This window comes from Pseudomonas paraeruginosa, from assembly GCF_003025345.2.
Classification (GTDB): domain Bacteria; phylum Pseudomonadota; class Gammaproteobacteria; order Pseudomonadales; family Pseudomonadaceae; genus Pseudomonas; species Pseudomonas paraeruginosa.
Map to the genome: position 1 here is coordinate 3335777 of NZ_CP020560.1, position 24011 is coordinate 3359787.

The window sequence follows — 24011 nt, forward strand, 5'->3', positions numbered from 1 at the left end:
AACTTGAATGAAATTCATGGTCCAGCCAACCTCGGTCGGTAAGCCCCTGCCTTTGTTATGCTTTTCACCTTTCCGCCCACTGACGCCAGGTCCATCCATGTCCAGCCCGCTCACCGATCGCAGCGCCCGCCTGCAAGCCCTCCAGCACGCCCTCAGGGAACGTATCCTGATCCTCGATGGCGGCATGGGCACCATGATCCAGAGCTACAGGCTGGAAGAAGCGGACTACCGCGGCGAGCGTTTCGCCGACTGGCCGAGCGACGTGAAGGGCAACAACGACCTCCTGCTGCTCAGCCGTCCGGACGTGATCCAGGCCATCGAGAAGGCCTATCTCGACGCCGGCGCCGATATCCTCGAGACCAACACCTTCAACGCCACCCAGGTGTCCCAGGCCGACTACGGCATGCAGGCGCTGGCCTACGAGCTGAACGTCGAAGGGGCGCGCCTGGCCCGCCAGGTGGCCGATGCGAAGACCGCCGAGACTCCGGACAAGCCGCGCTTCGTCGCCGGCGTGCTCGGCCCGACCAGCCGCACCTGCTCGATTTCCCCGGACGTGAACAACCCCGGCTACCGCAACGTCACCTTCGACGAGCTGGTGGAGAACTACGTCGAGGCGACCCGTGGCCTGATCGAAGGCGGCGCCGACCTGATCCTGATCGAGACCATCTTCGACACCCTCAACGCCAAGGCGGCGATCTTCGCCGTCCAGGGCGTGTTCGAGGAGCTCGGCGTGGAACTGCCGATCATGATCTCCGGGACCATCACCGACGCCTCCGGCCGCACCCTGTCGGGCCAGACCACCGAGGCCTTCTGGAACTCGGTGCGGCACGCCCGGCCGATCTCGGTGGGCCTGAACTGCGCGCTCGGCGCCAGGGAGCTGCGCCCCTACATCGAGGAACTGTCGACCAAGGCCGACACCCATGTCTCGGCCCACCCCAACGCCGGCCTGCCGAACGCCTTCGGCGAATACGACGAATCGCCGGCGGAAATGGCCGTGGTGGTCGAGGAATTTGCCGCGGCTGGCTTCCTCAATATCGTCGGCGGCTGCTGTGGCACCACCCCGGCGCACATCGAGGCGATCGCCAAGGCAGTGGCCAAGTACCCGCCGCGGGCCATCCCGGAGATACCCCGGGCCTGTCGCCTGTCCGGCCTGGAGCCGTTCACCATCGACCGCAGTTCGCTGTTCGTCAACGTCGGCGAGCGCACCAACATCACCGGATCGGCCAGGTTCGCCCGACTGATCCGCGAGGAAAACTACGCGGAAGCCCTCGAGGTCGCCCAGCAGCAGGTGGAAGCCGGCGCCCAGGTGATCGACATCAACATGGACGAAGGCATGCTGGACTCGAAGGCGGCCATGGTCACCTTCCTCAACCTGATCGCCTCCGAGCCCGACATCTCGCGCGTGCCGATCATGATCGACTCCTCCAAGTGGGAAGTGATCGAGGCCGGCCTGAAGTGCATCCAGGGCAAGGGCATCGTCAACTCGATCTCGATGAAGGAAGGCGTCGAGGCCTTCAAGCACCACGCCCGCCTGTGCAAGCGCTACGGCGCCGCGGTGGTGGTGATGGCCTTCGACGAGGACGGCCAGGCCGACACCCAGGCGCGCAAGGAAGAAATCTGCAAGCGCTCCTATGACATCCTGGTCGACGAAGTCGGCTTCCCGCCGGAAGACATCATCTTCGACGCGAACATCTTCGCCATCGCCACCGGCATCGAGGAGCACAACAACTACGCGGTCGACTTCATCAACGCCTGCGCCTACATTCGCGACCACCTGCCCTACGCGCTCAGCTCGGGCGGGGTGTCCAACGTGTCCTTCTCGTTCCGCGGCAACAACCCGGTGCGCGAGGCGATTCACTCGGTGTTCCTCTACTACGCGATCCGCAACGGCCTGACCATGGGCATCGTCAACGCCGGCCAGCTGGAAATCTACGACGAGATCCCGAAGGCGCTGCGCGACCGGGTCGAGGACGTGGTGCTCAACCGCACGCCCGAGGCCACCGAGGCCCTGCTGGCGATCGCCGACGACTACAGGGGCGGCGGCGCGGTCAAGGAGGCCGAGGACGAGGAATGGCGCAGCTACAGCGTCGAGAAGCGCCTCGAGCATGCGCTGGTCAAGGGCATCACCACCTGGATCGTCGAGGACACCGAGGAATGCCGCCAGCAGTGCGCGCGCCCCATCGAGGTCATCGAAGGCCCGCTGATGGCCGGGATGAACGTGGTCGGCGACCTGTTCGGCGCCGGCAAGATGTTCCTCCCGCAGGTGGTCAAGTCCGCGCGAGTGATGAAGCAGGCGGTGGCCCACCTGATTCCCTTCATCGAGGCGGAGAAAGGCGACAAGCCGGAAGCCAAGGGCAAGATCCTGATGGCCACGGTGAAGGGCGACGTGCACGACATCGGCAAGAACATCGTCGGCGTGGTGCTCGGCTGCAACGGCTATGACGTGGTCGACCTCGGCGTGATGGTGCCGGCGGAGAAGATCCTGCAGACCGCCATCGCCGAGAAGTGCGACATCATCGGCCTGTCCGGCCTGATCACGCCGTCGCTGGACGAGATGGTCCACGTCGCCAAGGAAATGCAGCGGCAGAATTTCCAGCTGCCGCTGATGATCGGCGGCGCCACCACCTCGAAGGCTCACACCGCGGTGAAGATCGACCCGCAGTACAGCAACGACGCGGTGGTCTACGTCACCGACGCCTCGCGCGCGGTAGGCGTGGCCACCAGCCTGCTGTCCAAGGAGCTGAAGGCCGACTACGTGGCCCGCACCCGCGCCGACTACGCGGTGGTCCGCGAACGCACGGCTAACCGCAGCGCCCGCACCGAGCGACTGAGCTACGAACAGGCGATCGCCAACAAGCCGGCCTTCGACTGGGCCGGCTACCAGGCGCCGACGCCTTCCTTCACCGGCGTCAGGGTGCTCGACGAGATCGACCTCGCGGTGCTCGCCGAGTACATCGACTGGACACCGTTCTTCATTTCCTGGGACCTGGCCGGCAAGTACCCGCGCATCCTCACCGACGAGGTGGTCGGCGAGGCCGCCACCTCGTTGTTCAACGACGCCCAGGCGATGCTGAAGAAGCTGATCGACGAGAAGCTGATCAAGGCCCGCGCGGTGTTCGGCTTCTGGCCGGCCAACCAGGTCGAGCACGACGACCTGGAGGTCTACGACGCCGACGGCGAGACCCTCGCCACCCTGCACCACCTGCGGCAGCAGACGATCAAGCCGGACGGCAAGCCGAACCTGTCGCTGGCCGATTTCGTCGCGCCGAAGGAAAGCGGCGTGCGCGACTACCTCGGCGGCTTCATCACCACCGCCGGGATCGGCGCCGAGGAAGTGGCCAAGGCGTACGAAGCCAAGGGCGACGACTACAACAGCATCATGGTCAAGGCGCTCGCCGACCGCCTCGCCGAAGCCTGCGCCGAGTGGCTGCACGAGCGGGTGCGCAAGGAGTACTGGGGCTACGCCCGCGACGAGCACCTCGACAACGAGGCCTTGATCAAGGAGCAATACGTCGGCATCCGCCCGGCACCGGGCTACCCGGCCTGCCCCGACCATACCGAGAAAGGCACCCTGTTCGAACTGCTCGATCCGCAGGGCCTGTCCGGCGTCAGCCTGACCGAGCACTACGCGATGTTCCCCGCCGCGGCGGTCAGCGGTTGGTATTTCGCCCATCCGCAGGCGCAGTACTTCGCGGTCGGCAAGATCGACAGGGACCAGGTGGAACGCTACAGCCAGCGCAAGGGCCAGGAAGCCAGCGTCAGCGAGCGCTGGCTGGCGCCGAACCTTGGCTACGACGACTGACCCAGGAAGGCCGACGATGAAATTCCTCACTCCCGAGCAGATGGAAAAGCCGCGCAAGCGCCGCCTGCGCAAGAAGCTGCGCCTGGGCGAGTTCCAGGAGTTCGGCTTCAGCTTCGAACTGACCTACGACCGCAGCGCCCTCACCCACGACGATGCGCTGGACCATCTGATCGACTTCGTCGAGGCCCGGGGCTGGGTGTTCGGCGGCGGCGGCTCGCCGGAACAGGCCGAAATCAGCGGCTACCTGTGCCTGGCGCGGGTCGGCAGCCTGGACGAGGCGGACCGGGAAAGCGCCCGCCTGTGGTTGGAAGCCCAACCCTGGTGCACCTCCTTCGAGATCGGCCCACTGAGCGACTGCTGGCACAACTTCTTCGAGTGAAATCCGCGCCGGCATGACCTGGCGCAGACTGGCAGCGGCGCACCCTGGAGTAAGCCGTCGAGCGGAAGAGAACTCGTTCCATGCGCGCGCCGCTCCTGCTGCTTGCCCTGTGCCTGTCCAGCGCTTCTCTCGGCGGCTGCGGTACCTGATGACCCAGGGCGACGGCAGATCCAGCCACGGGACCCGATGATTACTACAAGGGTACCCAGGCCGACCGAGGCTGCTGTTCGACGGCCTGGAAACCGGCTGCCCCCGACCGCCCTCATCTGCAAGATAAGCATCGTCTGCCTGTCGGTGAACATGGTCTCCCTGCCCAGCGATGCCGCCGTCGATACGCTCTTGCTGCCGTACCACGCCCTTCGGCAGCACGGCTGAACGAACCGGCCCCAGACACTGGCGACATTGGCGTCGACGGGGCCGACCCACCCTTCCGAGCCACGCCGCCTCCCCCGCAGACATCCTGCTTCCCGGCATCTCTCTTACCAGGGCCTGGCGACCCGGCGCGCTCGCGTCGAACGGGCGCGTTCAGCGCTTATCAGACATTTCCTGCCTCTTATGAAGAAATGCCTTCTTACAAATAGCAGCCCCAGCCCTTAGGCTTAGTCAAATACCCCTTATATTTCAATGAGATATCACCAGGGCCTTGGCCCTATTCAACTAGCAACTGAACCTGCCTGGCAGGACGGTTCAGATCGCGACTGGAGCACTGCATGTCGAAGAACTACGGACAAGCTGCACCGAAGAAGGCAAGGATGCTGGGACTGGTGCCGATGATGAAGCCTCTTTCCATACCCGGAAAGCATCCGGATTCCCCACCCTTATCCCGCTCCAGAATCGTTCTGCGGAGAGTGGCGCTCGCCCTGTTCGCCTGGCAGTTTTCCTGCTCGGCCATGGCGGCATGCGAAGTCGGCTCAGGTGGTGTCTACAGGGCTACGCTGTCATTGCCGACCAGCGTCACCGTACCGCGCGACGCAGCGCCTGGCAGCGTCATAGCCAGCGCCCGCTACAACTACAGCTTCAACCAGTCGAGCCCGGTCGGCGTTTACTGCAACACCGGCGTGACAGTGGACTGGATCTCTGGCAATGGACAGTCGGCCAACACCGATGGAGTGATTCCCAGCGGCACTCCTGGCATCGGCTATCGACTGAAGGCCACCTCCAGCGAGTACGCCCTGAAACCTGGCTCTTCGCAGGTCCCGGTGACGACCTTCACCACGCCGTCACTGTGCGGCTATCCGGCCAGCGGCAAATGCTACCTCTACCTGGGCAGCCCGATCATCCTCGAACTGGTCAAGACCGGCGAAGTGCACCCCGGTGCCGAGGTTAGCGGCGGCCTGCTCCTCAGCCAGCGAGTGGGCGGGTTCACCAGTTCGACCATCACCCTCTCGACCCCACTGGTGCACGTCACGCCGCAGACCTGCACCTTGCAGACGAGGCAGCCCGTGAACGTTGCGTTCGGGCCGATAGGCATCGGCGAGATGAAAGATCTCAACAGCGTATCGTCCGCCCGTACCTTCAGGCTGAGCATCGACTGCCGGGGGACCAGCACCAAGCTAGCGGTGACCTTCACCGACGCCACATCCCCCTCGAACCGCTCCGACGTTCTGTCCCTCAGCCGTGACTCCACCGCGACCGGCTTCGGCATCCAGATCCTGCTCGGCGCCCAGAAGGTGCGCTTCGGCGCCGACTCGCGGGACGCGGGCAATCCCAACCAGCTCCTCCTGGGTACCGTTGCCAACCGCATCCACGAAGAGCAGTTCACCGCCCGCTACATCCGCACCGCGACGAACGCCAAGGCTGGCAAGGCCAACGGCAGCGCAACCTTCACCATGTCGTACCAGTGAATCGCGTTCTTTCCCCATTGGCCAAGGAGGTGCTGAAACGAATTCAGATCCGGCGTCACCTATCAATAAACGTTTATCGAGAGGTTGAATGATCCTATGAAGAAGATCACCCGCGAAGCGCTCGCCCAGTCCGAACTTGCTGGAGGCTGCTGCAAGTACCGCTCCACCCCGACCAACTACAACCGGACAGCCAATACCACGCCGGCGCCCACCCCGCCCACGCCACCCACCAACCCGGGTGGCGGCGGTGGAGTGACCGTTCCACCGCCCGCTCGCTGGGCCTGAGCCGGCATGGAACCGGCCGCGGCAAGCCACGAGCCTGTCGCGCCGGTTTCATCTGCCCGTTACGGACTAGCGCATCGCTCGCCGTCCGGGCGCGCTGGCTGGTCGAGGGGGACCGGCCAGCCCTTTCAGCTACCTGCCACTTCCCACAAGAGTATCCGGCAGGCTTTTCGCGACAGGTCAGGAAATTGAGTCTACAAGCAGGCAAACTGCCGCGTTTCAGTGATGTATCGTGGCGCTGGATCGCCTATTGTTCATCGGCCGCGGTCCTGGGGGGTGTCGTCTTCGCGTTCGTTCAGGAGGTCGAGCTGAAGCGGGACGTGCCTTGCGAAATCGTCTCGCCTTCCGAACTCAAGATCACCGGCCACGAAGGACTCGTCACCCGTGTCCTGGTAGCTCCCGGACAGCCTGTCCGCGAGGGCCAGCCGCTGTTCGAGCTGAGCCGCGACCTGACGCTTTCCAGCGACGGAACCCCACGACCGAAATTCGACGAACGCATGCGCGATGCCAAGCTGGCCACCATCGAGGCGCAATTCGTCGATCGTCGCTCGGCCCTCTCCGCCCGCCTGCAGGCCGGCGAACTGAGCGAGATGGCACGGACCCGCGAACTCCAGGCACTGGACAGGCAACGTTCACGCGCCCGCCAGTTGGTCCGGGATACACGGGCCACGCTCGAACGCCTGCTGGGCCTTGCCGACTACGTCACCGCCGAGCGCCTGGAGCAGGCACGCGCACGCCAGCATCAAAGCGAGGCGGACGCAGCACAGGGTGACGCCCGGCGTCTTTCATTGCAGGCGGAGATCGAAACGCTGCGCGGTGCGCGCCACGAACTCCAGGCCCAGATAGCAGAATTGGACGCCCAGCGCGCGCGCGACATCCAGGACGTGCAAACGCGCTTCGAGAACGAACGCCAGGACATCGTCGTCGCCGCGCCCCGGAACGGCACCATCGCCTTTTCCAGCCTGGTTGCAGGCCACACGCTGCAGAGCGAGGACATCAGCCTGGTGATCGATACCGGCTCCTCGCAATCGCTGTCGGTGATGCTGCGCATTCCGTCGCGGCAGCGCGGATTCGTCCGCGAGGGCCAGACGGTCAAGATCAAGCTCGACGCCTACCCGTACGCCCGCTTCGGCGCGGTGGAAGCACGCATACGGTCGATCTCCGGCACCACCATGGGCAAGGTCGAGCCGACATCCCCGCCAGCGCTCCCCACCCCGGTGCGCCAAGCCGACTACATGGCCTGGGCGCTCCTTCCGAGCGACAGCTTCGGCCCGGCGCGCCGGCCGTTGCGCATACTGCCCGGCATGCAGGGTACCGCCAGCATCGTCGTCGAGCGCAGGAGCATCGCCGAGTGGGTACTCGAACCGCTGTTCCAGATGGTGCGGGGCTGATCATGCGGGTCATCTACCAGAACGAAGTGGCCGATTGCGGCTACGCCTGCCTGGCGATGGTGCTGTGTCATCTGGGCCGCGCCACGGAAGTCCGCGAGATTACCGCGCAGCGCCCGATCTCCTCCCATGGGCTGACCTTGATGGATCTGTACGATGTGGCCACCGAGTTCGGCCTCGCCGTGCAGGCCTACCGGTTCGATGCCGGAGACCTCGGGGAGATCAAGCGTGGCGCGATCGTCCACTTCGGCGGAGCCCACTTCGTGGTCTTCGAGAAGTACCGCCGCGGCTACGTCCAGGTGATCGACCCCGCGCTGGGCCGCCGGCGCATAGCCCTCGACATGTTCCTGGCGAACGTTTCGGGCTACCTGCTCGAGTGCGCGCCGACCCCACGCATGCCACGCATACGCGCACGCTCCCGGATACCGGCGGCCCTTGCCCGTGTCCGCGAACTCAATCCGCAACTGCGTGGCCAGATCGGCAAGCTGATGTTCGTCGCGATCGGAGGACAGTTCGCGATCCTGGCCATGCCCTACTTCGGCAACCTGGTCCTCGACCAGGTCGTGACCAGCGACAATCGCAACCTGTTGCACATCCTGGCCTTCACCTTCGCCAGCATTTTCCTGGTCGGGACCATCAGCACGCTGGTCCAGTCCTATCTGACCGCTTTGGTCACCGCGCTGGTAAGCGTCAACGTCACCCAGGGACTGGTCGGCCAGTTGCTGCGCAACCCGATCCCCTACTTCGAGAAACGCAACGTAGGCGACCTGTTCGCCCGGCTCAAGTCCCAGGACGAAATCAACGACTATACGGTGCATACAGCCATCTCGTTGCGCATCGACCTCGTGGTCGGGCTTGCCGCGCTGCTGCTGATGCTGGTCCAGAGCCCGCTGCTGACCGCCGTCGCGCTGGCTATCTTCGCGCTGTACCTGGCGACCGCGTTCGCCCTGTATGTCCCCATGCGCGACGCCCACATGCGGGTGCTGGAACACTCCGCGGAATGCGACGACACACTCATCGAGACGATCCGCGGCGCCAGCCTGGTCAAGCTCGCCTCCGGCGAGGTCCGGCGCACCTCGATCTACATGGGCAAGTTCAGGGCCTATGCCGCCGCGATGCTGGACAGCGCCAGGCTCTCCGCGATCCGCGATGGCGTGCTCAAGTTCGTCGATTACATGGACGTCATCGCCATAACCTGGCTCTCGGCCGGCCTCATGCTCGACGGCAAGCTGTCCGTGGGCGTCTTCTACTCATTCATGATCTACAAGTCCCTGGCATCCGAGCGCCTGGCGCAGGCCATCAACGCTCTGTTCGGCCGCTTCATGCTGAGCGTACCGGTGGAGCGGGTGGCCGACGTGATCGACAATCCCCCGGAACGCTATGCCGCCGCCGAGCAGTCCGGTGGCCCGGCAGAGTTCCGCCACTTCGAGGGGCTGCAGGTCCACGACCTGTCCTTCAGCTACGGGGCCTCCGACCGTAACGTGCTGGACGCGGTCAACCTGGACATCCGCAAGGGCGACAAGATCGCTATCCTCGGCCCCTCCGGCAGCGGCAAGTCGACCCTCTTCAAACTCCTGTGCGCAGCCGAGCCTCTTCAGCACGGCGAGATCCGTCTCAACGGCGTGGACTTCGCCAACCTGGCGGTCGACGAGATTCGCCGCCACATGACCCAGATGCGCCAGGGCGATCTGATCCTGCGCGGCACCATCGCCGACAACATCTCGCTGTTCAGCGCCAACGCCGACCAGCAGCGCATCCACCACCTGCTCGACCAGGTAGGTCTGCTGGCTGATGTGATGCGCCTGCCCATGCGCACCCGAACCGTCATCAGCGACTCCATCGCCAACATTTCCGCCGGCCAGCGCCAACGCCTGCTGCTGGCACGGGCGCTGTACCAGCCCGCCGAGCTGTTGCTGCTGGACGAGCCAACCTCGAACCTCGACCCGGCCTCCGTCCAGCGCATCGCCGGGTTGCTGCGCGACCTCGATCGTACCCTCGTGGTGATCACCCACGATCGTGCGCTGGCAGCCAGTTTCGAACGCTGCTACCAGATGCACGACGGAACCCTGCTATCTCGTGGCCGGCAGGCCGGGCTGGCGACGCCATGAGACGGCTGATTTTCCTGCTCGCCCTGATCTGCACCGGCCCCGCAACCGCGGGCGAGCTGCTGGCGCTGGTCAATGATGCCCTTGCCTACGACGCAGGGCTCGCCGGTGGGCGTGCCAGCGTAGAGATCGGCCGCCTGGAGGTCCCGCGGGCACGCTCCGCGCTCCTGCCCAGGCTGGAGGGCGGCTGGGGCCGAGCCTACAATCGGATCGAAACCGAGGATGTACCCTCGATCAGCTACCGGCAGAATGGCTGGACGGTTTCCCTCACCCAGCCACTGTTCGACTGGCAACGCTGGATCGCGCTGAAACAGGCCGGCACAGCCAGTGCGCGTTCGCGCCTGGAATACGCGCAGGCCTGGCAGGATCTGCTCTTGCGCACCGCGCGAAGCTATTTCGACGCGCTCCAGGCACAAGATGTCCTGGAGTTGTCACAGGGCTACCTGGACGCTGTCCAGGCGCAACACTCGCTCGTCCTTCATCAGCACCAGGGCGGTGAAGCGACATTGATCGACATGCGGGAAGCGCAGGTTCGCCTGGACAGCGCCCGCCTGCAACGACGCTCGGCGCGCCATGCACTCGACTCGAAGCTGCGAGAACTCGAAAGCCTGAGCGGCCGACCAGCCCGCCTAGCCCCAAGGAACCTGGCGAGCATCCCCGCACCGTGGCTCGAACCGGGCAGCATCGAGCAATGGGTGCATCAGGCCGAAACGAAAAACTATGGGGTACAGCTCGGACAACTGAAGGTCCGCGCCGCACAGGATGACGCAGAAAGGACTCGCGCCCAGCGCTATCCGGTGGTCAGTCTCAGCGGTACCCATTCTCCCTCGGGCGCCGCTTCCGGCTACGCCAGGCCCACCACGACCACCACGGCCATGCTGACCGTTACCGTGCCGCTGTTCACCGGTGGCGAAATCCGTACCCGCGTACGCCAGGCCCTGGCCTCGGAGGACCTGGCCCGTAACGAGTTGCTGGAGGCGACGCGCCAGGCCAGCAGCGATAGCCGCGAGTCCTTCGAGAACTTCATCTGGGCCCGCGAGCGCAACGAGACGCTGAACGATCTGGTCCAGGCCCGGCAAGCCGCCCTGGCGGCAACGCGAATGGGCTACCTGGCCGGCAGTCGTGGCAACCTCGACGTCCTGCGCGCCCAGGAAGCCCTGCATGACAGCTCGAAGGAACTGGTCCAGGCGCACCACGACATGCTTACGTCCTATCTTTCGCTGAAAGCCGACGCGGCCGCCCTTGATCTGGGCGACATCGCCCGGCTGGACCACTGGCTGGCAAACGATGCGCATTAGATTGTCGAACTCCGCACTGCGCTGGCATGACCGGTTTCTGCTGCGGTTGTCGCCGCACGGCATCGAACGGCTTGCGCTGCTGTCATGGTGCACGCGCAGCCTGTTCGACTCCCGCACGCGCTGGAACGGCTGGCTACGCTACGAATGGGGGAAAACGACCCTGTCCCTGGAGCGTGAGGCCGTGTGGCGCACCTGCGCTGCCGGCCATCTGGAACGACTGCTGGACCAGCGCTTTCTGCTGGAGCGGATCGCTGGAAGGCCGTCCCGCTGGCCGGATCTCGAAGAGACGGCCTGCGCCCTGCACGAGAGTCTCCAGAGGCTCCACCGGGACCTACCGGGCCAGCCGGTGATTCTCTCGCCGTTCCACTACGTGTCGCAGCACGCCAATATCTACCTGATGGACCGGCTACGCTCGCTGCTGGGACTCGACGAGATAGCCGTGGTTTCCGGCGTACCCCGCGCAGACTATGGGCATCGGGAGCGGGCGCTAGCACCTGGCCTGCGCCTGCTGCATACCTACGATGAAAGCAACCGCAACGCACTCGGCCTGAAAGTGCTCCAGGCGCTGCGCCGGGATCGCCTCGCGGTACTGTTCGCCGATGTGCCGCCCTATCTGATGCAACGCTATCCGATGGAAACGATCGCTGTCTCGATGCTCGGCCGACCGGCCCGGATCCACCGCGGCGTATTCCGTATCGGCGCGCGCCTGGACGCCCTGCTGCTACCCTTCCATCTGACCTTCGCGAAAGGTCGCTTCGGTCACGTGCTGTTCGAGCCGATCAGGCTGGCGCGGGACGAGGCGCCGCAACAACTGGCCGATTGCATCGAACGGGCATGCCGGCACGCCTACCCGGACTGGATCATCGCTGGACATCCGGCCCAATATGGATTCGCGCCGCGCAAGTGAGGACCTGCGTCGGCCTCATCAGTTGCCGGAGCGGCGTACGAACCTGATCGACCACTTGAAGTTCGGCTTGCGCGTCACGCTGATCGGGCGCCGGGTCACGGTATCGATGGTGATGTTCCAGAACCCGGTGCTGGGCACCTTGATCTTCGCCGGGAAGCGGTCGAAGGCTCCACCGTGGTAGGAATGCCGGCCGCCATTCTTGAAGCTGCGGAAATTGGCGTCGTTCATCAGACGGATGTTGCATTGCTGCGAACACTCGATGACCACGATGTCGTCTTCGTTGAGGTGTTCGCGCTGGTGGACGAATTTCATGGAACGGTTCCGTTGCTGGGGTGGAGCGGAGCGCAACGATAGCACGTCGGCGCCGGCCATACCGCCTCATGGCGGGCAATGGTAGGATGCGCGCCCCATGCGTAGCCAAGACCTCCACCAGCGCCTCGCCGACCTCGGCGCCAAGCCCCTGCACTGCGGGAGGATCGTCCGCGCCTGGCTGCAGGGCCGGGCCCTGGATGCCTGTACCGCCCGCCAACGGGCCGAGGACTTCCTGCCGTTGAGCGTACGCCAGGGCCTCCCACGTGTGGCCGAGGAACTGGAAGGCATCGCCCGCCTGCACAGCGAACACCCGGCCAGCGATGGTTCGTCGCGCCTGCTGGTGGAGCTGGCCGACCGGCAGATGGTGGAGAGCGTGCTGCTGCCGCGCGGCGGCCTGTGCGTCTCGACCCAGGTTGGCTGCGCGGTCGGCTGCGTGTTCTGCATGACCGGCCGCAGCGGCCTGCTGCGCCAGGTCGGCAGCCTGGAAATGGTCGCCCAGGTGGTCCTGGCGCGGCGCCGGCGAGCGGTGAAGAAAGTGGTGTTCATGGGCATGGGCGAGCCGGCGCACAACCTCGACAACGTCCTCGAAGCCATCGACCTGCTCGGCACCGACGGCGGCATCGGCCACAAGAACCTGGTGCTCTCCACGGTCGGCGACCCCCGTGTATTCGAGCGCCTGCCCGGGCAGCGGGTGAAACCCGCGCTGGCCCTCTCCCTGCACAGCACCGATGCCGAACTGCGCCGACGGCTGCTGCCCAAGGCGCCGCCACTGAGCCCCGAAGAACTGGTGGAGGCCGGTGAAACCTACGCGCGCCAGGTCGACTATCCGATCCAGTACCAGTGGACCCTGCTCGAAGGCGTCAACGACAGCCTCGAGGAAATGGACGGCATCCTGCGCCTGCTCAAGGGCCGCTTCGCGGTGATGAACCTGATCCCCTACAACAGCATGGACGGCGACGCCTACCGGCGCCCGCGCGGAGAGCGGATAGTCGAGCTGGTGCGCTACCTGCACAGCCGCGGCGTGCTGACCAAGGTGCGCAACTCGGCCGGCCAGGACATCGACGGCGGCTGCGGGCAACTGCGCGCCAGGGCCACGCAGGGCACGGCGGAACGGCGCATCCCCGCCCGCCAGGCCTGAAGCCACCCTCCTCCCGCCAAGGGTCTAGACTCTCAGGGCAGGTATGGAAAAGGGAGGACCACCGATGGGTATCGAGACGGAAGAACCGAACCAGAAGCCGCCGACCTTCTGGCAGATGCTGCATAGCGTGATGGCTGCCGCCTTCGGCGTGCAGAGCGGGCGGAACCGCGCCCGCGACTTCACCCACGGCAAGCCCGTCCACTTCATCATGCTGGGCCTGCTGTTCACCCTGGTGTTCGTGCTGCTGCTGGCGGGGATCGTGAAGCTGGTGCTGAGCCTCAGCGGCCTTTGACCCGGCGGCCGCCGAGGCTAGGCGTCACTGGTGGCTGACCCAGAAGACGGCGGTGGCCACCACCAGCAGGATCAGTACGAAGGCCGCGCGCGCGTCGACCACGCTATCGCGGTTTTCCTGGGTTTTGCTCGGCTCGCTCATGACTCCCCCTGCTTCTTGTGAGTATCCGGGACGAAGACATCGAAAGGCATGTTCCAGTTAAGACCAGCGCCGCCCATCGCTCAAGAAAGGCACGCTTGCAAAGCAGTTATGCTTGCCTGACGCCTTAGGCTTTTTGGTTCTTACCATATACTCAAACATCACTTTTACGCATAACCCCGAACTGGTATCGTGCGCCCACTCCGCGTGGAGCGCGTAGCCGTGCGCGCTGGTTAACGCAGTAAGCCGCATAGCCTGACAGCAGGAAAATTCATGTACGTATACGACGAGTACGACCAACGGATCGTCGAGGACCGCGTCAAGCAGTTCCGCGACCAGACCCGCCGTTACCTGACGGGCGAATTGACTGGCGAGGAGTTCCGCCCGCTGCGCCTGCAGAACGGCCTCTACATCCAGCGCTATGCCCCGATGCTGCGCATCGCCGTGCCCTATGGCCTGCTCTCCTCGCGCCAGTTGCGCAAGCTGGCGCAGATCGCCCGCGACTACGACAAGGGCTACGCCCACATCAGCACCCGGCAGAACGTGCAGTTCAACTGGCCGGAACTGGAGGACGTGCCGGAAATCCTCGCCGAACTGGCCACCGTGCAGATGCACGCGATCCAGACCAGCGGCAACTGCATCCGCAACACCACCACCGACCAGTTCGCCGGCGTCGCCCGCGACGAGCTGGTGGACCCCCGTCCCTGGTGCGAGATCATTCGCCAGTGGTCGACCTTCCATCCCGAGTTCGCCCACCTGCCGCGCAAGTTCAAGATCGCGGTGAACGGCGCGGTGAGCGACCGCGCCGCCATCGAGGTGCACGACATCGGCCTGGAAGCGGTGAAGAACGGGGCCGGCGAGCTCGGCTTCCGCGTCTCGGTCGGCGGCGGCCTGGGCCGGACCCCGATCGTCGGCAGCTTCATCAACGAGTTCCTGCCCTGGCAGCACCTGCTCGGCTATCTCGACGCCATCCTGCGCGTGTACAACCGCTATGGCCGTCGCGACAACAAGTACAAGGCGCGGATCAAGATCCTGGTCAAGGCGCTGACCCCGGAAGTCTTCGCCGAGCGCGTCGAGGCCGAATGGGCCAGCCTGAAGGACGGTCCGAGCACCCTCACCGAGGCCGAAGTCCAGCGCGTCGCCGCGCACTTCGTCGATCCCGCCTACAAGGCCCTCGACGACCTCGACGAATCCCTCGCCCGGCTCGATGCCGAGCATCCCGGCTTCGCCCGCTGGCGCGCACGCAACACCTTCGCCCACAAGAAGGCCGGCTACATCGCCGTGACCCTCTCGCTGAAACCCACCGGCCAGGCCCCGGGCGACGTCACCGACAAGCAGCTGGACGCCATCGCCGACCTCGCCGACCGCTACAGCTTCGGCGAGGTGCGCAACAGCCACAACCAGAACATCATCCTCGCCGACGTCGAGCAGGGCGAGCTGTTCACCCTCTGGGGCGAACTGCGCGAACTGGGCTTCGCCACACCCAACGTCGGCCTGCTGACCGACATCATCTGCTGCCCGGGCGGCGACTTCTGCTCCCTGGCCAACGCCAAGTCGATCCCGATCGCCGAGGCCATCCAGCGTCGCTTCGACAATCTCGACTACCTGTTCGACATCGGTGACATCGACCTGAACATCTCCGGCTGCATGAACGCCTGCGGCCACCACCATGTCGGCCACATCGGCATCCTCGGGGTCGACAAGAAAGGCGCGGAGTTCTACCAGGTCTCCCTCGGCGGCAGCTCGGCGCGCGACGCCAGCCTCGGGCAGATCCTCGGTCCGTCCTTCGCCCAGGAACAGATGGCCGACGTGATCGACAAGATCATCCAGGTCTACGTGGAACGCCGGACCGAGGAAGAGCCCTTCATCGACACCTTCCGCCGTATCGGTATCGACCCGTTCAAGGAGCGCGTATATGCAGCGAATCATTAAGGACCGCCAGGTGGTCGACGACCGCTGGCACGTGCTGCCCAAGGACGCGACCCTGGAAAGCGTGCCCAACAGCGACGACGTGATCATCCCACTGGCCCTGTGGCTCGAGCACGGCCCGGCCCTGCGCGGCCGCGACGGCGGCCTGGGGGTCTGGCTGGACGCGGACGAGGAACCGGAAAGCATCGCCGGCGACCTCGACAGGTTCCAGGTGATCGCGGTGAACTTCCCGGTCTTCACCGATGGCCGCGGCTTCAGCAGCGCGCGCCTGCTGCGCGAGCGCTACGGCTACAAGGGCGAGATCCGCGCCATCGGCGACGTGCTGCGCGACCAGCTGTTCTTCATGCGCCGCTGCGGCTTCGACGCTTACGCCATCCGTGCCGACCGCAGCCCGGAAGACGCCCTGGCCAGCCTGGACGACTTCAGCGAGGTCTACCAGACCTCGGTGGAACAGCCGCTGCCGCTGTTCCGTCGGCGCGGCTGAGCCCAATCCATGAGAAAAAGCCCCGCTTCGGCGGGGCTTTTCCGTTCCTGGCGCCACGGACGCCTCAGGCCGCCCGTACGCTGTCCCAGGCCACCTGCGCCAGCAGTTCGCGACAGTCGGCCAGCGCCACCCGGCTCCGTCCGGCCAGCCACTGGCGGGCCAGGTCGTGGGCCGGGCCGATCACCACCGAGGCGAAGCAGTCGTCCGGCATCTCGCGGAACAGGCCCTCGGCCCGATATCCCGCCAGTGCCGCATGGATCCTTGCGAAGTGCGCCTGGTTGTAGGCCCGCAGGCGCTCACCCAGTTCCCCCGCCTCCACCCGCCCGCGGCTGTGCAGGATGAAACGCGCCCAGTCGGGATTCGCCACCACCCAGTCGATGTAGCTGGTGACCAGCAGCCTGACCGTTTCCTCGGCGCTGCTCGCCCTGGCGAAGCCGGCTTCGAGCAACGCCGCGTACTGGCCGATCCCCGCCAGGTACAGCTCGCCATGGATGCGTTCCTTGTTGCCGAAATGGTGGTAGAGGCTGCCGATGCTCGCGCCGGAACGATCGCGGATCATCTCGATGGTCGTGGCGTCCACGCCATGCTCGCTGAAGCAGGCCAAGGCGGCCTGGAGAATCTCGTCTTTGCGGGAGGAACGGCCCATGTCGGTCCTTGTCGATAATCGTCGAAACGCTGACTAGAATATTTTTCTAGAATAAATTTCTAACGTTCGTATACTGCCCCGGTGCGCACACATCTTCAATCCTGAAACGCCCGGAGTTTTCCCATGAGTCAGATGATGCAGATGTACCGGCAGGTCGGCCCGGCCCAGTTCAGCGCCATGATCGGCCAGTTCGCACCCTATTTCGCCAGCATCGCCCCGCAGTTCGTCGAACTGCGCCCCGGCTATGCCGAAGTCACCTTCCCAAGCGCCGCGAGGTGCTGAACCATATTGGCACGGTGCACGCCATCGCGCTGTGCAATGCCGCCGAACTGGTCGCCGGGACCATGACCGACGCCTCGATCCCCGCCGGCCACCGCTGGATTCCGCGCGGCATGACCGTCGAGTACCTGGCCAAGGCCACTGGCGACGTGCGCGCGGTGGCCGACGGCAGCCAGGTCGACTGGAACGCCACCGGCAACCTGGTGGTGCCGGTGGTCGCCTATGTCGACGACCAGCCGGTATTCCGCGCCGAGATCACCATGTACGTCAGCCAGCAGGCCTGAGGCCACGCGCCTCCCACCGTGCTTTCGGCCGGCTGGAGGCGCGCACTCGCCTGATCCTATCCTCGTAGTGCTGGACAGACACCGGAGCGCCACATGAGCCGAGCGCAACACCGAGCCATCGACAACGGCAACGGCCACATACTGGCCAGCCACTGGTACCGGCCCGAAGGAGCGCCGCGCGGCTGCGCACTGATCGCGCCGGCGATGGGCGTGGAGCAACGCTTCTACGCGGCGTTTGCCGCCTGGCTGGCGGAGCGGGGCTATCTCGCCGTGACCTTCGACTACCTGGGCATGGGGCAGTCGCGCAGCGGGCCGCTGCGCGGACTGGAGGTCAGCGTGCTGGACTGGGCTCGCCACGACTGCAGCGCCATGCTCGCCGCCGCGCTCGCCGAGATAGGGGACAGGCCGCTGTACTGGATCGGCCATAGCCTGGGCGGCCAGATCCTGCCTTTCGTCGAAGGGCGCGAACGCATCGCGCGAATCTTCAGCATCGCCAGCGGCAGCGGCTACTGGAAGGAAAACAGCGTCCCGCTGCGCAACAGGGTCTGGCTGTTGTGGTATGTCATCGCGCCCCTGCTGACACCCCTTCTCGGCTATTTCCCGGGCCGCCGCCTGGGCATGGTCGGCGATCTGCCGCGCGGGGTGATCGAACAGTGGCGGCGCTGGTGCCTGCACCCGCAGTACGCCCTGGCGGATGGCGAGGACATCCGCCGGGCCTTCTCCACCGTACGCACGCCGATGGTATCGCTGTCATTCACCGATGACGAAATGATGTCCCGACGCAGCATCGAATCGCTGCTGGGCTTCTACCGCGAAGCGCCGAAAACCGCCTGGCGCATCGCGCCTGAAGAAATCGGCGCCCGCCACATCGGTCACTTCGGCTTCTTCCGGGCGCAGTTCGCCGAGTCGCTGTGGGCGGGCTACCTGCTGCCGGAGCTGAGCTCCGGCAACGCTCTCAGCCGAGGTTGACCAGGGCCCGGCCGACCAGCTTGCCGGCAAGGATCTGGTTGATCGCGCCCGGCAATTCCTCCAGGGTGATCTCGCGCACCACCTCTTCGAGGTTGTCGAGCTTCCACTGCAGGGACAGCTTGTCCCACATGGACGCCTTGACCACCAGGGGCAGCTCCACCGAGTCCACCCCGAGCAGGTTCACCCCGCGCAGGATGAACGGCAGCACCGAGGCCTTGAAGCCGGCGCCGGCGGTGAGCCCGCAGCAGGCGACGCTGCCGCCGTACTGCAGCGACTTGACCACGTTGAAGAGGATGTCGCCGCCCACGGTGTCCACCGCGCCGGCCCACTGCTCCTTGAGCAACGGCTTGTCGACGCCATCGGCGACGGTGGCGCGGTCGAGGATCTGCTTGGCACCCAGGCGGTTGAGGAACTCGGCCTGTTCCAGCTTGCCGGTGGCCGCGGCCACGGTGTAGCCGAGCTTGGCCAGCAGCTCCACGGCGATGCTGCCGACCCCGCCGCTGGCGCCGGTGACCAGCACCGAACCGTGATCAGGACGCAGGCCACTGCGCTCCAGCTTGTCCACGCACAGCGCCGCGGTCAGGCCGGCGGTGCCGAGGATCATCGCCTCGCGCAGGCTCAGCCCCTGCGGGCGCTTGATCACCCAGGCCGCCGGCACCCGGACGTACTGGCCGAAGCCACCGGCGGTGTTCATGCCCAGGTCGTAGCCGGTGACGATCACCTCGTCGCCGGGAGCGAACTCGGCCACCGAGGACTCGGCGACCACACCGGTGGCATCGATGCCGGGGGTATGCGGGTATTTGCGAGTCACCCCACGGTTGCCGCTGGCGGACAGCGCGTCCTTGTAGTTCAGCGAGGAATACTGCACGCGGATCAGTACGTCGCCCGCCGGCAGGTCGCCGGTATCGCGCTCGACCACCTGCGTCTCGTAAACGCCGTGGGGCGCTTCCGTCACCCACAACGCCTTGAATACAGCCATTTCGACCTCCTCTCGTGAAAACCCTTAAGACAGCCTGTTCGTCCCTGCCAGCGCCGGCCTACTGCCAGAACTTCTGCTGATTGAGGCGTCCCCACCAGGTCACCAGCACGCGATCGATGATCACGCTGGCGGCCAGGCCGACACGCTCCTGCAGGCTCTTGCGTTCAACGAATCGCACCTGGTAGACGTCGCGTTCCCGGGCCTGCTCGGCCAGGTATTCGTCGCTGGTCTTGAGTTCGTCCACCAGCAACTTGCCGAGCGCGGCCTGGCCCAGCCAGACCTCGCCGGTGGCGATCTCGTCCATGTTCAGTTGCGGCCGGTAGTGGGCAACGAAGTTCTTGAACAGTTCGTGGGTCACTTCCAGGTCTTCCTGGAATTTTTCCCGGCCCTTCTCGGTATTCTCGCCGAATACCGTCAGCGTACGCTTGTATTCGCCAGCGGTAAGCACCTCGAAGTCAATGTCGTGCTTCTTCAGCAGGCGATGGACGTTGGGCAACTGCGCCACCACGCCGATCGAGCCGAGGATGGCGAAGGGCGCGGAGAGGATCCGCTCGCCGATGCAGGCCATCATGTAGCCGCCGCTGGCCGCCACCTTGTCGACGCAGACGGTCAGCGGCACCCCGGCCTGGCGGATACGCGCCAGCTGCGAGGCCGCCAGGCCGTAGCCATGGACCATGCCGCCGCCGCTTTCCAGGCGCAGCACCACCTCGTCGTCCTTGCCGGCCATGCTCAGCACCGCCGTCACCTCATGGCGCAGTTGCTCGGTGGCCGAGGCCTTGATGTCGCCGTCGAAGTCGAGGACGTAGACCCGCGATTTCTGTTCAGGATGTTTCTTCGCCTGCTTGGCGGCCTTGCTCTCCTCCTTGTGCAGGGCCTTGAGGCTGGCCTTGTCGAGGACACTATGGCGAACGCGCTCGCGCAGGTCCTTGTAGAAGTCGTTGAGCTTCTGCACGTCGAGATGCCCGCCTGCGCCGCGCCGTCCGCGACCACGCAGGGCGACGATCACCACCAGCACCACGATGATCGCCGCCAGCACGGTCACGGTCCTGGCCAGAAAGCCCGCATATTCGGCAATGAACTCCACACAACCCCCTCTCTACTGTTGACGCACCCATCGGCGGGCGACACGATTGCGCAAGCATACCCAGGCCACCGACGGGCGGCCAGCGATGCCGCTGCCGGAAGAACCTTCGCAGGGCGCGCCCGGGCAGGCCGATAAAGGCAGCGAATGGCATTCAAACAAGCGTATGTTTTTTCGTTGACAGCCCCCGGTGATCCTCATACCCTCGCGGAACTTTCACCCGCCGAGGTCCGCCCGTGGGCAGCATCTACCTGATTCGACATGGCCAGGCGTCGTTCGGTGCCGACGACTACGACGTGTTGTCGCCGACCGGCGTGCGCCAGGCGGAGATCCTCGGCGACCACCTGCTGAACCTCGGCGTCCGTTTCGACCGCGTGCTCAGCGGCGGCCTGCGCCGCCAGCAGCACACCGCCCGCGCCGCCCTCGAGCGCCTGCGGGCCGGCGGCCTGCAGACAGCGGAACTGGAAGTCGATCCGGCGTTCGACGAATTCCAAGCCGACGCGGTGATCCGCGCGCACCTGCCGGACCTGCTCGAGGAGCAACCCGAGGCCCTGCATATCCTTCGCCATGCCGCCGAGCATCGGGCGGAGTTCCAGCGCCTGTTTTCCACCATCATCGCGCGCTGGGTTTCCGGCAACCATGAGAAAGATGGGCTGGAAAGCTGGGCCGGATTCCTCGATAAGGTCCATGACGGTCTTCGCCGTCTGCTGGCCGAGGCCAGCGGCAAGGACAGGATTGCCGTGTTCACCTCCGGCGGCACCATCACCGCCCTGCTCCAGCTGATCGTCGGCATTCCGCCGCTCAAGGCCTTCGAGCTGAACTGGCAGATCGTCAATACCTCGCTGACTCGCCTGAAGTTCCGCGGCGAGGAAGTGTCACTGGCTTCCTTCAACAGTCACGTGCACCTGGAACTGTTGAAGGCGCCGGACCTCATCACCTATCGATGAGCCGGCCTACCGCGACCGTTCCGGTCGCCGAAAAAACCCTAGAAGAAAGGAATAGAACCCATGACCACCGTTGCTGACATCGTCTCCACCATGAAAAGCAAGTTCAACGCCAGCGCGGCCGCCGGCCTGGATCTGGTGTTCCAGTTCAACATCGAAGACGGCGACAACCACTACCTGGTCGTCAAGGACGGTACCTGCGAAGTGGTACAGGGCGACGCCGAGAACCCCAACGTCACCCTGATCATGGACAGCGAGACCCTGAAAGGCATCACCAGCGGCGAGACCGACGGCATGCAGGCCTTCATGGCCGGCAAGCTGCGCGCCGAAGGCGACATGATGCTGGCGATGAAGCTGGGCGAACTGTTCCCGGTCTGATCGTTTCCGGCGTCATGCCAGAAGGAAGACCGGAGTCCCTCGCGGCTCCGGTTTTTTTTCGTCCGGCATTCCTCCAGGCCGACGATCAGGCACCGTGATGGAGCGGCAACACGCTTGCCCATAACGCCCGGCGGCGGCTTGTGAGGCCCGGGACAGGGCATTAGATTAGCCAATTATCGCCGGTCACCATCATTGCGCAGCCTGATGCGCGCACCGGCTTCCGCGGCTCCGCCGTGGCACCACGAGAAGGGAACCCCATGTCGCTGACCGACCAGTCCACCCGCATCCGCGCCGGCGAAGAACTCGACGCCGCCGTCATCGACCCGTACCTGAAAGCCCATATCCCCGGCCTCGAAGGCACCCCGAAGATCAGCCAGTTCCCCGGCGGCGCCTCCAACCTCACCTACCTCATCGAATACCCGCGCCAGGAGTTCGTCCTGCGTCGCCCGCCATTCGGCCACAAGGCCAAGTCGGCCCACGACATGGGCCGTGAATACCGCATCCTGAACCAGTTGAACGCCGGCTTCCCCTACTGCCCGAAAGCCTATCTCTACTGTACCGACGAGTCGGTGATCGGCGCCGAGTTCTACGTCATGGAGCGGGTCAAGGGCATCATCCTGCGCGCCGAACTGCCGCCGGAGCTGAATCTCGACGAACAACAGACCCGCAGCCTGTGCAAGAGCTTCATCGACAAGTTCGTCGAGCTGCACAACGTCGACTATGCCGCCTGCGGGCTGGCCGACCTGGGTCGCCCGGAAGGCTACGTGCAGCGCCAGATCGCCGGCTGGACCGACCGCTACGAGAAGGCCCTGACCCCCGACGCGCCGCTCTGGGAGCCGGTCAAGGCGTGGCTGAAGGACAAGCAGCCGGCCGACCACCACAAGCCGGGCATCGTGCACAACGATTACCGCTTCGACAACGTCATCCTCGACCCGGATAACCCGATGCAGATCATCGGCGTGCTCGACTGGGAACTGGCCACCCTCGGCGACCCGTTGATGGACCTCGGCAACACGCTCGCCTACTGGGTGGAAGCCGGCGACCCGGCGCCGGTGCAAATGACCCGCCGCCAGCCCAGCCACCTGCCGGGCATGCTGACCCGCCGCGAGTTCGCCGACTACTACGCCGAGCGTGCCGGCATCGGGCCGATCGTCAACCTCGACTTCTACTACACCTACGGCCTGTTCCGCCTCGCCGGGATCGTCCAGCAGATCTACTACCGCTACTACCACGGGCAGACCCAGGACAAGCGTTTCGCCCAGTTCGTGCAGATGAACAAGCTGCTGGAGCAGATGAGCCTGCAGGCCATCGAGCGCTCCCGCCTGTAACCGACCACTACAAGGGGATAGCCCATGTCCAAGACCCACCTGTTCGACCTCGACGGCAAGATCGCCTTCGTCTCCGGCGCCAGCCGCGGCATCGGCGAGGCCATCGCCAAGCTCCTGGCCCAGCAAGGCGCCCACGTGATCGTCTCGAGCCGCAAGATCGACGGCTGCCAGGCGGTCGCCGACGCGATCGCCGCGGAGGGCGGCAAGGCCACCGCGATCGCCTGCCACATCGGCGAGATGGAGCAGATCCAGAACGTCTTCGCGCAGATCCGCGAACAGTTCGGCCGCCTCGACATCCTGGTCAACAACGCCGCCACCAACCCGCAGTTCTGCAACGTCCTGGAAACCGACCTGGGCGCCTTCCAGAAGACCGTCGACGTCAACATCCGCGGCTACTACTTCATGTCCATCGAGGGCGGCAAGCTGATGAAGGAGCACGGTGGCGGCAGCATCATCAACGTGGCCTCGATCAACGGCGTATCGCCCGGCGAGTTCCAGGGCATCTACTCGGTGACCAAGGCCGCGGTGATCAGCATGACCAAGGTCTTCGCCAAGGAATGCGCGCAGTTCGGCATCCGCTGCAATGCCCTCCTGCCAGGGTTGACCGACACCAAGTTCGCTTCGGCGCTGGTGAAGAACGACGCGATCCGCAACCTCGCCCTGCAGCGCATCCCGCTCAAGCGCGTGGCCGAGCCGAGCGAAATGGCCGGTGCCGTGCTCTACCTGGCCAGCGAGGCGTCCAGCTACACCACCGGCGTGGCGCTGAACGTCGACGGCGGTTTCCTTTCCTGACGGAACGGCGAGCGCACGAGAGGGAGCCAAGGC

22 protein-coding genes are annotated in these 24011 nt (G+C 65.4%); 18 read left to right on the top strand and 4 right to left on the bottom strand.

Annotated elements, in window-relative coordinates; all coding sequences use genetic code 11:
* Positions 1-97 precede the first annotated feature (97 nt).
* From metH to B7D75_RS15765, 8 genes are all read left to right on the top strand, one after another.
* Positions 98-3802, top strand: a complete 3705-nt coding sequence (metH, locus tag B7D75_RS15730; RefSeq protein WP_058129360.1) for a methionine synthase — start codon at positions 98-100, stop codon at positions 3800-3802.
* A 16-nt stretch (positions 3803-3818) separates the two neighbouring features.
* On the top strand, positions 3819-4181 hold the full coding sequence (locus tag B7D75_RS15735; RefSeq protein WP_034080073.1) for a YggL 50S ribosome-binding family protein: 363 nt from the start codon (positions 3819-3821) through the stop codon (positions 4179-4181).
* A 710-nt stretch (positions 4182-4891) separates the two neighbouring features.
* On the top strand, positions 4892-6025 hold the full coding sequence (locus B7D75_RS15745; protein WP_107114207.1) for a fimbrial protein: 1134 nt from the start codon (positions 4892-4894) through the stop codon (positions 6023-6025).
* A gap of 96 nt (positions 6026-6121) precedes the next feature.
* Positions 6122-6310, top strand: a complete 189-nt coding sequence (locus B7D75_RS29410; RefSeq protein ID WP_123809545.1) for a hypothetical protein — start codon at positions 6122-6124, stop codon at positions 6308-6310.
* A 317-nt stretch (positions 6311-6627) separates the two neighbouring features.
* Positions 6628-7698, top strand: a complete 1071-nt coding sequence (locus tag B7D75_RS15750; protein WP_239481351.1) for an HlyD family efflux transporter periplasmic adaptor subunit — start codon at positions 6628-6630, stop codon at positions 7696-7698.
* 2 nt (positions 7699-7700) lie between these two features.
* Positions 7701-9803, top strand: coding sequence for a peptidase domain-containing ABC transporter (locus B7D75_RS15755; protein ID WP_058136009.1), 2103 nt, complete (start codon positions 7701-7703; stop codon positions 9801-9803).
* On the top strand, positions 9800-11098 hold the full coding sequence (locus B7D75_RS15760; RefSeq protein ID WP_107114209.1) for a TolC family outer membrane protein: 1299 nt from the start codon (positions 9800-9802) through the stop codon (positions 11096-11098). The genes B7D75_RS15755 and B7D75_RS15760 overlap by 4 nt, the downstream gene beginning before the upstream one ends.
* Positions 11088-12005, top strand: a complete 918-nt coding sequence (locus B7D75_RS15765) for a lysophospholipid acyltransferase family protein (protein WP_043103086.1) — start codon at positions 11088-11090, stop codon at positions 12003-12005. The genes B7D75_RS15760 and B7D75_RS15765 overlap by 11 nt, the downstream gene beginning before the upstream one ends.
* 18 nt (positions 12006-12023) lie before the next feature.
* Here the strand turns inward: B7D75_RS15765 and B7D75_RS15770 are convergent, their stop codons facing one another.
* Complete coding sequence (locus tag B7D75_RS15770) at positions 12024-12377, bottom strand: DUF1883 domain-containing protein (RefSeq protein WP_079383488.1); 354 nt, start codon at positions 12375-12377, stop codon at positions 12024-12026.
* Positions 12378-12414: 37 nt separating this feature from the next.
* Here B7D75_RS15770 and B7D75_RS15775 point away from each other — a divergent pair, with 37 nt between their 5' ends.
* The 4 genes from B7D75_RS15775 (at position 12415) to B7D75_RS15795 (ending at position 16298) form a co-directional block, all read left to right on the top strand.
* Positions 12415-13455 carry an RNA methyltransferase gene (locus tag B7D75_RS15775; protein WP_043103088.1) on the top strand — a complete coding sequence of 347 codons (1041 nt, stop codon included), beginning with the start codon at positions 12415-12417 and terminating at the stop codon, positions 13453-13455.
* 64 nt (positions 13456-13519) lie between these two features.
* Positions 13520-13747, top strand: a complete 228-nt coding sequence (locus B7D75_RS15780; RefSeq protein WP_003098182.1) for a DUF2970 domain-containing protein — start codon at positions 13520-13522, stop codon at positions 13745-13747.
* A gap of 411 nt (positions 13748-14158) precedes the next feature.
* Positions 14159-15817 (top strand): nitrite/sulfite reductase, encoded by a 1659-nt coding sequence (locus tag B7D75_RS15790; protein WP_107114210.1) that lies wholly within the window; start codon positions 14159-14161, stop codon positions 15815-15817.
* Complete coding sequence (locus tag B7D75_RS15795) at positions 15801-16298, top strand: DUF934 domain-containing protein (protein WP_034080081.1); 498 nt, start codon at positions 15801-15803, stop codon at positions 16296-16298. Before B7D75_RS15790 ends, B7D75_RS15795 begins: the two co-directional genes overlap by 17 nt.
* Positions 16299-16362: 64 nt before the next feature.
* On the opposite strand, the gene B7D75_RS15800 is transcribed toward B7D75_RS15795, so the two are convergent.
* On the bottom strand, positions 16363-16944 hold the full coding sequence (locus B7D75_RS15800) for a TetR/AcrR family transcriptional regulator (protein ID WP_034080082.1): 582 nt from the start codon (positions 16942-16944) through the stop codon (positions 16363-16365).
* Positions 16945-17045: 101 nt separating this feature from the next.
* Here B7D75_RS15800 and B7D75_RS15805 point away from each other — a divergent pair, with 101 nt between their 5' ends.
* Positions 17046-17507, top strand: a complete 462-nt coding sequence (locus tag B7D75_RS15805) for a hotdog fold domain-containing protein (RefSeq protein WP_239481370.1) — start codon at positions 17046-17048, stop codon at positions 17505-17507.
* 93 nt (positions 17508-17600) lie between these two features.
* A complete protein-coding gene (locus tag B7D75_RS15810; RefSeq protein ID WP_034080084.1) occupies positions 17601-18476 on the top strand; it encodes an alpha/beta hydrolase family protein in 876 nt (291 codons plus the stop codon).
* Here the strand turns inward: B7D75_RS15810 and B7D75_RS15815 are convergent.
* Both B7D75_RS15815 and sohB read right to left on the bottom strand, forming a co-directional pair.
* Positions 18463-19455 (bottom strand): YhdH/YhfP family quinone oxidoreductase, encoded by a 993-nt coding sequence (locus B7D75_RS15815; protein ID WP_107114211.1) that lies wholly within the window; start codon positions 19453-19455, stop codon positions 18463-18465. The genes B7D75_RS15810 and B7D75_RS15815 overlap by 14 nt on opposite strands.
* A 58-nt stretch (positions 19456-19513) precedes the next feature.
* On the bottom strand, positions 19514-20539 hold the full coding sequence (gene sohB, locus B7D75_RS15820) for a protease SohB (RefSeq protein WP_058145408.1): 1026 nt from the start codon (positions 20537-20539) through the stop codon (positions 19514-19516).
* Positions 20540-20772: 233 nt separating this feature from the next.
* Here sohB and B7D75_RS15825 point away from each other — a divergent pair, with 233 nt between their 5' ends.
* The 4 genes from B7D75_RS15825 (at position 20773) to B7D75_RS15840 (ending at position 23978) form a co-directional block, all read left to right on the top strand.
* A complete protein-coding gene (locus B7D75_RS15825) occupies positions 20773-21483 on the top strand; it encodes a histidine phosphatase family protein (protein ID WP_034080086.1) in 711 nt (236 codons plus the stop codon).
* Positions 21484-21543: 60 nt separating this feature from the next.
* Entirely contained in the window at positions 21544-21858 is a 315-nt protein-coding gene (locus B7D75_RS15830) for an SCP2 sterol-binding domain-containing protein (RefSeq protein WP_003087993.1), read from the top strand.
* 257 nt (positions 21859-22115) lie between these two features.
* Positions 22116-23186 (top strand): phosphotransferase family protein, encoded by a 1071-nt coding sequence (locus tag B7D75_RS15835; RefSeq protein ID WP_107114212.1) that lies wholly within the window; start codon positions 22116-22118, stop codon positions 23184-23186.
* 24 nt (positions 23187-23210) lie between these two features.
* The gene (locus tag B7D75_RS15840; RefSeq protein ID WP_012076155.1) at positions 23211-23978 is read left to right on the top strand and encodes an SDR family oxidoreductase; all 768 of its coding nucleotides are present in this window, start codon (positions 23211-23213) and stop codon (positions 23976-23978) included.
* Positions 23979-24011: the final 33 nt, after the last annotated feature.